The organism is Sodalis sp. RH22 (assembly GCF_047324165.1).
Classification (GTDB): domain Bacteria; phylum Pseudomonadota; class Gammaproteobacteria; order Enterobacterales; family Enterobacteriaceae; genus Acerihabitans.
In genome coordinates this window covers 1,083,236-1,096,800 of record NZ_CP178731.1, presented here as the reverse complement: position 1 = coordinate 1,096,800, position 13,565 = coordinate 1,083,236, and the positions used below count along the sequence as shown (strand labels likewise).

Sequence of the window (13,565 nt, the reverse complement as noted above, 5' to 3'; positions counted from 1 at the left end):
GGAAGGTGATGGTTTATCCTTTTTTTTTAACCTCCCTGTAAAACAAGGTGTTTCTTTGAGCATTCAATCGAATTTAATCGCTTTATTGCTAAAAATTGTTCTCCTTAGAAAATACTTTGTGTAATACTTGTAATGCTACATGGAGATTAACTCAATCTAGAGGGTATTAATAATGAATCGTACTAAACTGGTACTGGGCGCGACACTTCTTGTTTTATCTATGGGTATGACTGCCTGTTCAAGCAACGCTAAAATCGATCAGCTGTCCTCTGACGTTCAAACTCTGAACGCGAAAGTTGACCAGCTCAGCAACGATGTCACCGCTATTCGTTCTGACGTTCAGGCCGCTAAAGACGACGCTGCCCGTGCTAACCAACGTTTAGATAACCAAGCTCACTCTTATCGTAAATAAGAGTCATAGACTTGTTTAGAAAATGGCGCACTCACGTGCGCCATTTTTTTTGCCTGAGAAACTGTACGCACAGCCCCCGTATCTTCCCCTCGCCGCCTTCCGCCAGCCATGCCATTCGTTTCTTGGCGCCCGGCGCTACCTTTCCGGTTCTGCGTCATCCAGTGGATGCTCCTGGGGCGGCGCACAGACCGTTTTCACCGCACACCGGGCGTACGACGGCGGTCCCCCGCCCATACCCGCTGAAATCATCTCTGTACCGCCGGCGACGGGCCGTTAATGCCGCCGGTGGACTCGGAGGCCTTATTGCGTCGACAGCGCGCTGTCGCCCGCACCAGCGCCATTTTGAGTGATGCTGGCGACAGGCGCGGCCTTAACCGGTGCTTTAGCGCTTTGTACCGCCGGCGCGTCGGATGGCAGGCTGGTTTGCGCCTCACCGCTGGAAATCAGCACCGGCATGCCGGAACGGCGCGCGATGGCCTCGTCGGCCACGGCGCGGTCGGTAGCGCCATCGGCGAGGAATTTCTTCACCTTGGCGCTGTAGGCGATGCGCATCGTCTGCGGATCGTCGCGATCGTTGCGCGACAGCGGCTGATGGACCTCAATATACCGTTTGCCATCCGGTTCCTGGGCCACCTTGATCGCATCGTTGACCACCTGTACCCGGGTTCCCACCGGCACCGTGTCGAATAAGGCCTGGATATCATCGGGCCGCAGCCGCATGCACCCCGAGCTGACGCGCATGCCGATACCAAAATTAGCATTGGTGCCATGGATGAGATAGACCCCTTTGCCGGCCGCCAGGCGCAGGGCGAACAGCCCCATGGGATTGTCCGGCCCCGCCGGCACGACGGCCGGCAGGGTGATGCCCTGCTCTTCCAGGTAATGCTTGCGGATATTGGGCGTCGGCGTCCAGGTAGGATTGGCGATTTTCTGGGTAATGGTGGTGGTCATCACCGGCGTGGTGCGTCCCAACTGGCCGATGCCAATCGGATAAACGATCACCTTGTTTTCGTCTTTTGGATAATAATAAAGCCGCAGCTCGGCCAGGTTGATGACAATGCCTTTGCGCGGGGTGTCCGGCAGCAGCATTTGCGTCGGTATGGTCAGGACCGACCCGGCCTGGGGCAGATAAGGGTCCGTGCCCGGATTGGCCTCCAGCATGGCAAGCAGGCCGATTTTGTGCGCCGCGGCGATGGCTTCCAGCGAACCGCCGTCATTGGCGACGGTGGCGGTAATATTTTCCCCGATTAAACGGCTGTTTTCCGCCGGCAGGGCATATTCGGTGGCGCCGGCGGAGGAGCTCCCCAGCAGAAGTCCCCCGGCGAGGCTGGTAACGAAAGCGAAGCATTTAAGGGTCCGCGCATAGTTCATATTGATTTCCCGCATTGTTTTTATCGTAAGCCGAAGACCCTGTTCCGTTGTCGCGGCGGCGACAGTCCGGGGTCCGGCTCCACGTTTAACAGCCAAACCTCGCGCTCGCTATCAGATAACGCTGATAATGTGAGTTTAGCAAAGGAACAAAATGATGGCGGGTTAAGCGCAGCGGCAAGGACATCTTTCGCCCGGGGGTAATAGGGGCGGCAGGCAATGCGGTGTCGCGGGCGGGGATGGGCGTAATGGCGCAGATGGCGCAACCCCAGGCGCGCGATTCTGGCTCACGAGACGGCGCAACCCGCCGCAGGCTATGACCGGCGGCGGGTTGCGGACGCGCAGGGGGCGGCGGCAATGGGTATTACAGGTTGGCAGCCTTGGCCCTGATGCTGCGCACCATGGCTTCCAGGCCCTGCGAGCGGGACGGCGTCAAATGCTGGCCGAGCGCCAGTTCGTTAAAAAATGGCCGCACGTCCAGCGCCACGACCTGCTGCGGCGTCAATCCCTGGTAAAGAATAAACACCGTGGCGATCAGGCCTTTGACAATGGCCGCGTCGCTGTCGCCCAGCAGCCGGACATTGCCCCGGTCGTCGGTGGCGATAACAATCCATACCTGGCTCTGGCAGCCGGCGATAAGGTTTGCGGCGCTGCGCGCGCCCTCGGGGAGCGGCGGCAACTGAGCGCCCAGCTCGATGATATACATGTACTTCTCTTCCCAGTTGCCGCAGCGGGAAAAGTTACGCAGCAGTTTCTCTTTGTCCGGCAAATTTGCCATCAACGGTTCTCCCTGGCTATCAGTATTAACCCAGCAATTGACGCACGCGGATCAAACCGGCCACCAGCCTGTCGATATCTTCCCGGGTGGTATAGAGCGCCAGCGAGGCGCGGCACATGCTAGGCACCTGATAATACGCCATCAGCGGCATTGCGCAATGGTGCCCGGTACGGATGGCGATCCCATACTGATCGAGGAAACTGCCCACGTCGTAGGCATGATGCTTGCCCAGATTAAAGGCGATCACCCCGGCCCGGTCGGCGGGACCGTACAGGATCAGATCCGGCACCTGCGTCAGCGCCTCAAGCGCGTAGCGCATCAGTTCCCGCTCGTAGACGTGGATATTCTCGATGCCCAGGCTCTCCACATAGCTCAGCGCCGCGCCCAGCCCCATCATCCCGCCGGTATTGGGGGAGCCCGCCTCAAAGCGCCACGGCGCTTCCAGAAAGGTGGTGCCTTCGCTCAGGCTGACGGTGCGAATCATCGAACCGCCCCCTTCCCATGGCGGCATCAGGTCCAGCAGCTGTTTTTTGCCATACAGTATGCCGATGCCGGTGGGACCGTAGATCTTATGGCCGGAAAAGACGTAGAAATCGCAGCCCAGCACCTGCACATCCACTTTCTGGTGCATAATGCCCTGGGCGCCGTCCACCAGCACCACCAGATCGGCGGCGGCGGCCCGCGCCCGGGCGATCAGGCGCTCAAGCGGGTTCACCGTGCCCAACACGTTGGAAACCTGGGTGATCGCCAGCAGCCGGGTACGGTCGTCCACCAGCGCATCCAGGCGCGATTCATCCAGCGTGCCGTCGGGCAGCAGCGGCAATACCCGGATTTCCACCTGTTTTTCCTCGGCGATAATCTGCCAGGGAACGATATTGGAATGATGCTCCATCTCGGTGATGACGAGGTTGTCGCCGGGCTTGAAAAAATGGCGTCCGTAGCTGTTGGCCACCAGGTTGATGCCTTCGGTGGTGCCTTTGACAAAAATGATTTCATCCGTCGAGGCCGCGTTGATAAAACGCGCGGCCTGGGCGCGGACATCTTCCATCCGGCCGGTGGCTTCGGCGCTCAGGGTGTGGATGCCGCGATGCACGGCGGCGTATCCCTGGCGGTAATAGTCACTTTCGGCATCGATGACAACACTGGGTTTCTGGGCGCTGGCGGCGCTGTCGAGATAGGTTAGCGGTTGTCCGTTAACCTGCCGCGCCAAAATCGGGAAATCCGACCGTACACGTTCAATGGGATACGACATTTATTCCCCCCTGCAATGAATCGGCAATACGCGTCAAGACCGTTTCCCGCACCGTCTGGTTATCAATCGCCTCGGTAATGGCGGCGGCGAAGGCATGGATAATCATTTTTTCAGCATCCTCCCGTTTAATGCCCCGGGATCGCAGGTAGAACATCTGCTCTTCGTCGATGCGCCCCACGGTGGCGCCGTGGCTGCATTTCACGTCGTCGGCATAAATTTCCAGCTGCGGTTTGGTATCCACCTCGGCGAGGCGATCCATCAGCAGATTGTTATTGGTCATCTGGCCGTCGGTCTTGATGGCGTGTTTGGCCACTTTGATCAGGCCGTTAAAGACCCCTTTGCCACGCTCGCGCGCGATGATCTTATGGAGCTGGCGGCTCAGGCAATAGCCTTTATTATGTTCAAGATAGGTACGGGTATCCGCCACGTCGTTGCCCGACGGCAACAGCAGGCTGTTGATAGCCAGATCGGCGCCTTCGCCGTCGAGGCGGGCGCTGGTCTGGTGGCGGGCCAACCCCGCCCCCAGCAGGAAGCTGCTGCTGCGCACCACCGCGTCGCGGCCGATATGGATATCGTTATGGGCGAAGTGGTAGCTCACACGGTTTTCAAACGCCAGCTTGATATGCGCCAACCGGGCATTATCGCCTACCGCCAGCGTCAACCGCGACCCGGTGAAATGGGCCAGGGTTTCGTCGACGCTTGCGAAATGCTCGATAATCTGTCCCTGCGCGCCGCCGCCCACATCGATATGGTGGCGATAGTGGAGAGTATTCAATTCTTCCGGGTTCGCCCCGCCACTGCTCAGGTGCAGCAGATACAGCGGTTTTTCGGCCGTTTTACCCGCCGGAAGGCGAATGCGCGTGGTTTCGCAACTCAGGCTCTCGGTCAGGTGCAGGAAGATTTCCGGCTGGATGGGCGCCGGCAACGGCAGGCGTTCGGCGCCCTGCTCGACCGTCACCTGCCAGAAGCCGGTGTCGCTATCGCTCAGATGCGGCGCAAAACGGCCGTTGACGAACACCAGGCGCACGGCATCCAGATCCAGACTCAGCCGGTCGCGCTCATCCAGGCTAAGGCGTTTGCCCGCCGCAAAGGCGAATCGGTGCGCTAACAGGCCGTCCAGCGGCGTGTATTTCCAGTGTTCGTGTTTACGCGTCGGCAGGCCGAGGCGCTCGACGCTTTGCCAGTGTTCATAAGCCTGGGCGGAGCGGCTCAGGCTCTGCCCTTCGAACAGATGGTGCCATTGTTGCAACGCCTGGGCATTATTGTTGTTCGGTAAGCCAGCCATAGCCTTGCTCCTCAAGCTGTTTCACCAGGGAAAAATCGCCGGATTTTACGATGCGGCCCTGGTAAAGCACGTGCACGTGATCCGGTTTTATATAATCCAGAATACGTTGGTAATGGGTGACGATAATAAAAGAGCGCTGTTCATTGCGCAGCGTATTGACGCCGTGCGCCACCACTTTCAGCGCATCGATATCCAGCCCGGAATCGGTCTCGTCCAGGATGCACAGGTCCGGCTCCAGCGCCGCCATTTGCAGAATATCGTTACGTTTTTTTTCACCGCCGGAAAAGCCGACGTTTACCGATCGGGTCAGCAGATCGGGGGGCATTTTCAACAAGGCGATTTTTTCTTCGATAAAATCGGCAAAATCAAAGCGGTCCAGGGGTTCTTGCTGCCGGTATTTACGCACCGCGTTCACTGCGGTCTGCAAAAAGAACTGATTACTGACGCCGGGAATCTCCACCGGATACTGGAAGGCCATGAAAATACCTTCGCCCGCCCGCTCTTCCGGCTCCAGCGCCAGCAGATCCTTGCCTTTGAACAGCACTTCGCCGTCGGTGACCTGATAGTCATCCCGCCCGGCAAGCGTGGCCGACAAGGTACTTTTGCCGGACCCGTTAGGTCCCATGATCGCATGCACCTCGCCGGGCCTGACTTCCAGGTTCACTCCCTTGAGGATGACGTTATCTTCCACACTGACGTTTAAATTGCGAACTGTTAACATATTTTTTCCTTTACCCGACTTTCGGTGCGCCCGTACGGGCAGCACATGCTGGTGCGCAGTCGGCAACTAAAAAGCGGGATTAGCCCACGCTGTGTTCCAGGCTGATAGCCAAAAGTTTTTGCGCCTCGACGGCGAATTCCAGCGGCAGTTCCGAGAACACATCCTTACAGAACCCGTTTACGATCATCGAGATGGCGTCATCCTCGCTGATCCCGCGCTGGCGGCAATAAAACAGCTGATCTTCACCGATGCGCGAGGTCGTCGCCTCATGTTCCAACTGGGCGGTATTGTTGCGCACTTCCACATAAGGGAAGGTGTGCGCACCGCAGTCCGCGCCGATCAGCATCGAGTCGCATTGCGTGAAATTACGCGCATTGGTGGCGCTGGGCATGATTTTCACCAGCCCGCGGTAAGTGTTCTCGCTTTTCCCCGCCGAGATACCCTTGGAAATAATGGTCGAACGGGTGTTCTTGCCGATATGGATCATCTTGGTGCCGGTATCGGCCTGCTGGCGTCCATTGGTCAGGGCCACCGAGAAGAACTCGCCCACCGAATTGTCGCCGCGCAGAATAACGCTGGGGTACTTCCAGGTAATGGCCGAACCGGTTTCCGACTGCGTCCATGACATCTTGGAGTTTTCGCCGGCGCACAGCGCCCGCTTGGTAACGAAGTTCAGGATGCCGCCTTCGGATTCGCTGCCGGCGAACCAGTTCTGCACCGTGGAATATTTCACCTCGGCGTTTTTGTGGGCGATAACTTCCACCACCGCGGCGTGCAGTTGATAGCTGTCGCGCACCGGCGCCGAGCAGCCTTCGATATAACTGACGTAACTGTCTTCGTCGGCAATCAGGATGGTGCGCTCGAACTGCCCGGTTTTCGCGGCGTTAATGCGAAAGTAGGTGGACAGCTCCATCGGGCAACGCACGCCTTTGGGGATGTAGACAAAGGTGCCGTCGGAAGCCACGGCGGAATTCAGGGCCGCGAAAAAGTTATCGTTGGGCGGCACCACGCTGCCCAGGTACTGCCGCACCAGATCCGGATGTTCATGGATGGCTTCGCCAAACGAACAGAAGATAATGCCTTCCTTCGCCAGCTTGTCGCGATAGGTGGTCGATACCGACACCGAGTCGAAAATGGCGTCGACCGCTACCTCGGCGCCTTCACGCACCGGTACGCCCAGTTGGTTGAACGCTTTTTCCACTTCATCGGTCAGGTAATTCTTGGCCGCGTCCTGGCCTGGCTGCTGCATGGCGCCGGGCTGGGAACCGCAGTTGTCGTCGCAGCTGCCGCAGGAAGGGGCGGAATAATAGCTGTAATCGTTATAATCCAGTTTTTTATAATGCGCTTTCAACCAGTGCGGCTCTTCCATTTCCAGCCAGGCGCGGTAGGCATTAAGGCGAAACTCCAGCATCCATTCCGGTTCATTACGTTTAGCCGAGATTGCCCGCACCACGTCTTCACTGATGCCATGTGCCAGCTCGTCGGTGACCAGTTGGGTAAAAAAGCCTTCTTTATAACGTTCGCTTTTTATCCAGGGCTGCGCGGCGTCAATCGCCTCGGGAGTTTCAATAGTGCTTCGTGCCATAATGGTTCATCGCTCAAAGGCCAAAACTTTCGCCACACCCGCAGGCATGTTGAGCTTTGGGATTGTTGAATTTAAATACGTGATTCAAGCCTTCCTGCACGAAGTCCACTTCCGTGCCGTCGATAAAAGGCATGGCTTTCAGCGGGACAAAAAGCCGCGCGCCGTCACGCTCATAAACCAGTTCGCTTTCTTCGGCCGCAGCGGTCGCCACGTCCATCACATAACCGAAACCGGCGCAGCCGGATTGTTTCACGCCAAGCCGTAACCCTTGCATGGCGGAATTTTGTTCCATCAGATGACGGATTTGCCTGGCGGCGCTGGCGCTGAGGGTCAGGCCTTGCCAGATGTTTTCTTCCAGTGAAAACGTTTCAACCGTGTCCATTTGCATAAAACTTACCTCTCAATGTTTCAAGACGATAAACAGCAATCTCTCTATGTTAGTGATATGAATATTCACTGCAACCTTGCACTTTGCATGGGAATAGCTAAAAACGGCGGTTAAAACAGGCATTAAGTTAATTATAGTCGCTATATTACTGCCCGGCCCGCCGCACCCTCGGCAGGCTGTTTTTATAATCCACTGAAATAAAAGGCATTTTATCTCGAATACCCCTATTAAAAATATCAGAACTTTTCGGCGCGCGAATATAAAAATAATCATCGAAAAAAACTATTTTTACGAGAGGTTTAAACAAAAATATCATTACCGCGTCAGGTTAGCGCAATTGTTACCCATTTTTTAATAGCCCAGCGCCGGTGGACGCGCCTCTATTTGCTGAAAACAGCGCCGCCCCAATTGATAATGATAACCATCTCGATTTTAATTAGCATTAATTGCGCATAGGTATTCATAATAATGCAATTTTGACGCCTAAAAAGGCCGGCCCCGCGCAACGATAATCGGGTTTACCATACCCCTGCGCAAGGGTAGCGGCACAAGCAATACGTGCGGTACGTCACACGCGGCAGCATCGTTCCATTCACATTTATTATACAATTATATCACAGTTAGAACCAGATATCGCCGGCGCTGTCGATCCGACGCAGGCGGGTCAACCCGCGATATTTTTTTACATCATTTCGCGCGCCTCCCGGCATGGCGGGCGGTATGCTAAGGCTCACGTTTTTTTCCGGAATAGTCCTTTATGCCCTCCCCAGCCGTTTCTCCCCCGGTCCTGTCCTCGCCGCAGCTGAACCGGCGGATATTTCCCATTATCTTTTTCACCTTTATCTGCTACCTGACCATCGGCATACCGCTGGCGATCATTCCCGGATTTACCCATAACACCCTGGGCTACAATCAGGTGATCGCGGGTTTTGCCATCAGCATCCAATATGCGGCAACCCTGCTCAGCCGCCCTTACGCCGGGCGTTACGCCGACCTGCTGGGGCCAAAAAAAGGGGTGCTGCTCGGACTGGGATGTTGCAGCCTGAGCGGGGTGTTTTGCCTGCTGGCCAGTGGGTCCGAGAGCCTGCCGTGGGCCAGCCTCGGCCTGCTGTTCGCCGGGCGCCTGATATTGGGCGTGGGCGAAAGTTTCGCCAGTACCGGCGCCATCTTATGGGGTATTGCCAGCGTCGGGCAGCGCCATACCGCCCGGGTGATATCCTGGAACGGCGTCGCCACCTATGGCGCCATCGCCATAGGCGCGCCGCTGGGCGTGTGGCTAAACGCCATCGGCGGCCTGGGCGTCATCGGCGCGTTTATCCTGGTCGCCGCCCTGCTCGCCTGGGTGCTGGCGCTGCGTAAAACCCCGGTGGCGATTGTTCCCGGTAAACGCATCGCCTTTGGCATCGTGGTCGGCAAGATCTGGCTTTATGGCGTGGGACTGGGATTGGGTACCCTGGGGTTTGGCGTCATCGTCAGTTTTATCACGCTTTATTACGCCGAATATGCCTGGGACGGCGCCGCCTTCGCGCTGACCCTGATGAGCGGCGCTTTTGTCGGCGTGCGCCTGGTGCTCGGCAATGCCATCTATAAGTACGGCGGGCTGAACGTCGCGCTGGCGTCGTTTACCGCCGAGGCGCTGGGACTCTTGTTGATATGGGCGGCCCCCGGCCCGGTGCTGGCGGGTCTGGGCGCCCTGCTGACCGGCGCCGGCTTTTCGCTGGTCTTCCCGGCCCTGGGCGTAGAAGCGGTCAAACAGGTCGCGCCGCAAAACCAGGGCACCGCCCTCGGCACCTTCTCGGCCTTTCTGGACCTTGGGCTCAGCCTGGCCGGACCGGCGGCGGGACTGGTGATGTCGCACCTGGGCATGTCGAGCATTTATCTGTGCGCGGCGGCGATGGCCGCCCTGGCCGCGGTATTGATGCTCAGGCTGAAAGCGCGGGTTAGCCCCGGGCAACCGGGTTAGGCAACTCTTCCCCGGCCCTGAGCACCACCGTGGTCAGGCGGGAAATACAGTTAAGCCTGCCGCGGCCATCGGATATCAGGATCTCCCATACCTGATGCGTTTTCCCCAGATGAATGGCCCGGCACACGGCGCGCACCTGGCCGTCGGTAACCGGGCGCAGGTGGTTGGCGTTGATATCCAGGCCCACCACGATGTCCTCGCCCTGCGTGCACAGATAGCCGGCCACCGATCCCAGGGTTTCGGCTAACGCCACCGAGGCGCCGCCGTGCAGCAGGCCGTACGGCTGGCGGGTGCGCTCGTCCACCGGCATCACCGCCTCCAGTTCATCCGCGCCAATACGGGTGAAGACGATGCCCAGATGCGCGGCCAGGGTGCCCGCGCTTTTCTGGTTAAGCGCGTCCAGGGACGCGGGACGTTTCCAAATCATCAGATAATCTCCAGCAAGGCTTGCAGGGGGTGGCGGATGCCTTCCCCTTCGATACGTTTCACCTGGCTGCGACACGAATAGCCGGTCGCCAGGCAGCGGGCGCGCGGCAAGCGCTGCAAGGCCTGCTGCCAGGACAGGGCGTAGATGCCCAGTGAATTATCCAGGTTGGCGCTTTCATGGCCATAGGTGCCGGCCATGCCGCAGCATCCGACGCCGACGGTTTCAAGACTGGCGCCGTAACGGGCAAAAATAGCGGACCACTGCTGACCGCTGACCGGCAGCTCGGTGGATTCGGTGCAATGGCCGAATAAATACCACCCCTGCGGGGGCTGAGCAACCGGCTGCGCGCCGCCGGCATCAGGTCGGCCAGCGGGTACCGGTAACCCGGCGGTATCTTGTGACGTTGTCACTGATACCGGCGGCGGCAGCGTCATCAGCCATTCATGTACCAGCTGTACCTGGAAGTCTCCGCGCCGGTCGCCGAGGATCTCGCGATACTCATCCCGGTAACACAGCACCAGCGCGGGATCCACGCCCACCATGGGCAGCCCCAGGCGCGCGGTGCGGTTAAGGAAATCGGCGGTTCTGGCGGCGGTTTTGGCGAAGCGCTGTAAAAAACCCTTGATATGCTGGGCCTTGCCGTTGGGTGAGAACGGCAGCAATACCGGAATCCCGCCCAGTTTTTCCACCAGACGGACAAAATCCGCCACCACGGCGGCATCGTAATAGCTGGTAAAGGGATCCTGTACAATCAGGACATGGCCCCGGCGCTGCGCGGCCGTCATCGCCTCCAGCTGTTCCAGGGTGATGCCGGCGGCGCGATGCCCCATAAGACGTGTGCGCAGCGAGGGCGTCGACAGCAGGGGTAAATCCACCATGCCGATGCGCGTCCGGCTCAGTTCGCGCAGCCAGGGCTGCTGCAGGAAAAAGTTAAACAGCCTGGGCGCGCGTGCCATCAGCGGCGCGTAGCTTTCGACGCCGGCCACCAGGTGATCGCGCGCCGGACGGAGATAACGGCTGTGATACAGCTGGAGAAAACGGGAACGGAAACCCGGCACATCGATTTTAATCGGGCATTGCGTCGAGCAGGCTTTGCAGGCCAGGCAACCGGCCATCGCCGCCTTGACCTCATGGGAAAAATCATACTCGCCCTGTTTCGCCCGCCGGCTGTTGCGCACCCTGCCGGCCAAATCGCGCAGCGTGGCGATACCGCTGGGCAGGTTTTTTTCCAGCAGCAGCGGGTCGACCCCCTGCACGGCCAGCAGCCTGAGCCATTCCCTGACCAGCGTGGCGCGGCCTTTTGGCGAGTGGATACGGTCGCCGGTGATTTTCATGGACGGGCACATCGGGCTGCGCGCGTCGAAATTGAAACACAGGCCATTGCCGTTGCATTCCAGCGCGCCGCGAAATGACCCGCGCACCGCCACCGGGATCTGCCGGTCGTAGGTGCCGCGTTTGACGGCATCGATTTGTTTCATCGGCGCGTCGCTGTCCACCGGCGCGCATATCTTGCCGGGATTGAGGCGGTTGCCGGGGTCGAAAGCCGATTTTATACACCGTAGCTCATGATAGAGCGTCGCGCCGAAAAACGCCGGGCTGTATTCGGCGCGAAACCCCTTGCCATGCTCCCCCCACAGCAGGCCGCCATATTTTGCCGTCAGTTGTACTATGCGATCCGACAACTGTTTCATTAATATTTCCTGGGCGGGATCGCACATATCCAGCGCCGGACGAACGTGCAACACGCCGGCATCCACATGGCCGAACATGCCGTAGCTGAGGTGATGTTCGTCCAGCAGTTGGCGGAACTCGGCGATATAATCGGCCAGATGCTCGGGCGGAACGCAGGTATCCTCGGCGAAAGGTATGGGTTTGGCCGCGCCCTTGCTATTGCCCAGCAGGCCCACCGCCTTTTTGCGCATGGCGTAGATGCGTTCGATGTCGGCCAGCCGATCGCAGATCTGGTAGCCGATGACACCGCCGCCGCCTTCAGCCATCAGCCGATCAAGGCCCTGGCATAACGCCGCCACCCTGGCGGCGACAAGGGACGCGTCGTCTCCGGCGAACTCAACGATATTCAGTCCCAGCATCTCCCGCGCTGGCACATCCCGGATCAGCTCGCGGACTGAATGCCAGACAATATCCTCGCGGGCCAGGTTCAGTACCGTCGAGTCCACCGTTTCCACCGACAACGCATGGGCCTGCAGCATAAACGGCGCGTTGCGCAAGGCGGAGTTGAATGAATCATATTTTACATTCACCAAGCGGCGCACCTTCGGCAAAGGCGTAATATCCAGCCGCGCTTCGGTGATGAAGGCGAGCGTTCCCTCCGAACCGGTCAGGATGCGCGTCAGGTCAAACGTTTGCAGGTCGTCGCTGTAGACATGGCGCAAATCGTAACCCGTCAGGAAGCGATTTAACTTGGGAAATGAGTCCAGGATCAGCTGGCGCCGCTCGCGGCAGCGATCCAACACCGTGCGGTAAATCCGCCCTGCCGCGCCCGCTTCCCCGGCTATCTTTTCCGCCTGCGCGGTAGGCATGGCGCAGGTATCCAGCACTTCGCCCGCCATCAGCACCGCGCGCAGGCCCAGGACATGATCGGACGTTTTGCCGTACACCAGCGACCCCTGGCCCGACGCGTCGGTATTGATCATGCCGCCAAGCGTGGCGCGATTACTGGTGGACAGCTCGGGGGCAAAAAAATAGCCCAGCGGGCGCAGATATTCATTGAGCTGATCCTTGATGACGCCCGCCTCGACCCTGACCCATCCCTGTTCGGGATTAACTTCGAGGATATGGTTCATATGTCGCGACATATCCACCACTACGCCGCTATTAAGCGCCTGGCCATTGGTGCCGGTGCCGCCGCCGCGCGGGGTAAAGGCCAACGAGGCAAAACGCGGCTCCCGCGCCAGCCGGCTGATTAACAGCACATCATCGGTTGAACGCGGAAACAGCACGGCGTCGGGCAACAACTGGTAAATACTGTTATCGGTCGCCATGGTCAGGCGATCGGCGTAGGACGTGGCGCTGTCGCCGGTAAAGCCGCTGCGTTGCAATTGGGCAATAAACTCGAGAACCGGTTGGGCAATTCCCGGCGCCTGGGAGATCTGTGGGATCATTAACTCTGAGCCTGCTTTTCAAGTGTAAAGGGGGCCGGCATAAGGATTTTTATGAAGGTCCGACCCGATTGTTTTATCATATTTTTTTTGGACGCGCGCGTGGACGGAGAAATTTTTTGCCCCAGGCGATGATACCCCGGCGCTGCCGGCAACGCCGGTTGGCCCTGGCGGGCGTTAAAATTGTTGTTATGGCCTGTTAAAAAACGGGGAAATAACGCATCATTAAGACTATTGCTGAACAACGGATCCCCTTTCTCCGATCGT

The 13,565-nt window shown here is 58.6% G+C and carries 11 protein-coding genes; 2 read left to right on the top strand and 9 right to left on the bottom strand.

The genetic code is table 11. The features are described from left to right. Window positions 1-172: 172 nt before the first annotated feature. A complete protein-coding gene (locus ACL2XN_RS05000) occupies window positions 173-412 on the top strand; it encodes a major outer membrane lipoprotein (RefSeq protein WP_410015018.1) in 240 nt (79 codons plus the stop codon). A gap of 300 nt (window positions 413-712) precedes the next feature. Here the strand turns inward: ACL2XN_RS05000 and ACL2XN_RS04995 are convergent, their stop codons facing one another. The 7 genes from ACL2XN_RS04995 to sufA form a co-directional block, all read right to left on the bottom strand. Further along, window positions 713-1,783 (bottom strand): L,D-transpeptidase family protein, encoded by a 1,071-nt coding sequence (locus ACL2XN_RS04995; RefSeq protein WP_413730412.1) that lies wholly within the window; start codon window positions 1,781-1,783, stop codon window positions 713-715. 361 nt (window positions 1,784-2,144) lie between these two features. After that, entirely contained in the window at window positions 2,145-2,558 is a 414-nt protein-coding gene (gene sufE / locus ACL2XN_RS04990) for a cysteine desulfuration protein SufE (protein WP_410015016.1), read from the bottom strand. Between the two features lie 25 nt (window positions 2,559-2,583). Further along, window positions 2,584-3,810: a cysteine desulfurase SufS gene (gene sufS, locus ACL2XN_RS04985; RefSeq protein ID WP_413730411.1), complete on the bottom strand. Its 1,227-nt coding sequence runs from the start codon at window positions 3,808-3,810 to the stop codon at window positions 2,584-2,586. Beyond that, window positions 3,794-5,095, bottom strand: coding sequence for a Fe-S cluster assembly protein SufD (sufD, locus tag ACL2XN_RS04980; RefSeq protein ID WP_410015014.1), 1,302 nt, complete (start codon window positions 5,093-5,095; stop codon window positions 3,794-3,796). The genes sufS and sufD overlap by 17 nt, the downstream gene beginning before the upstream one ends. Next, on the bottom strand, window positions 5,070-5,816 hold the full coding sequence (sufC, locus tag ACL2XN_RS04975) for a Fe-S cluster assembly ATPase SufC (RefSeq protein ID WP_410015013.1): 747 nt from the start codon (window positions 5,814-5,816) through the stop codon (window positions 5,070-5,072). Before sufC ends, sufD begins: the two co-directional genes overlap by 26 nt. 79 nt (window positions 5,817-5,895) lie before the next feature. Beyond that, window positions 5,896-7,401 carry a Fe-S cluster assembly protein SufB gene (gene sufB, locus ACL2XN_RS04970; RefSeq protein ID WP_410015012.1) on the bottom strand — a complete coding sequence of 502 codons (1,506 nt, stop codon included), beginning with the start codon at window positions 7,399-7,401 and terminating at the stop codon, window positions 5,896-5,898. Between the two features lie 13 nt (window positions 7,402-7,414). Next, window positions 7,415-7,789: a Fe-S cluster assembly scaffold SufA gene (gene sufA / locus ACL2XN_RS04965; RefSeq protein ID WP_410015011.1), complete on the bottom strand. Its 375-nt coding sequence runs from the start codon at window positions 7,787-7,789 to the stop codon at window positions 7,415-7,417. A gap of 757 nt (window positions 7,790-8,546) precedes the next feature. Between sufA and ACL2XN_RS04960 the strand changes: the two genes are divergently transcribed. After that, window positions 8,547-9,752, top strand: a complete 1,206-nt coding sequence (locus tag ACL2XN_RS04960) for an MFS transporter (RefSeq protein ID WP_413722900.1) — start codon at window positions 8,547-8,549, stop codon at window positions 9,750-9,752. Here the strand turns inward: ACL2XN_RS04960 and ACL2XN_RS04955 are convergent. Together ACL2XN_RS04955 and ACL2XN_RS04950 are read right to left on the bottom strand one after the other, a co-directional pair. Beyond that, entirely contained in the window at window positions 9,730-10,179 is a 450-nt protein-coding gene (locus tag ACL2XN_RS04955; RefSeq protein ID WP_413722901.1) for a hotdog fold thioesterase, read from the bottom strand. The genes ACL2XN_RS04960 and ACL2XN_RS04955 overlap by 23 nt on opposite strands. After that, window positions 10,179-13,301 carry an FAD-binding and (Fe-S)-binding domain-containing protein gene (locus ACL2XN_RS04950; protein ID WP_413730410.1) on the bottom strand — a complete coding sequence of 1,041 codons (3,123 nt, stop codon included), beginning with the start codon at window positions 13,299-13,301 and terminating at the stop codon, window positions 10,179-10,181. Before ACL2XN_RS04950 ends, ACL2XN_RS04955 begins: the two co-directional genes overlap by 1 nt. Window positions 13,302-13,565 lie beyond the last annotated feature (264 nt).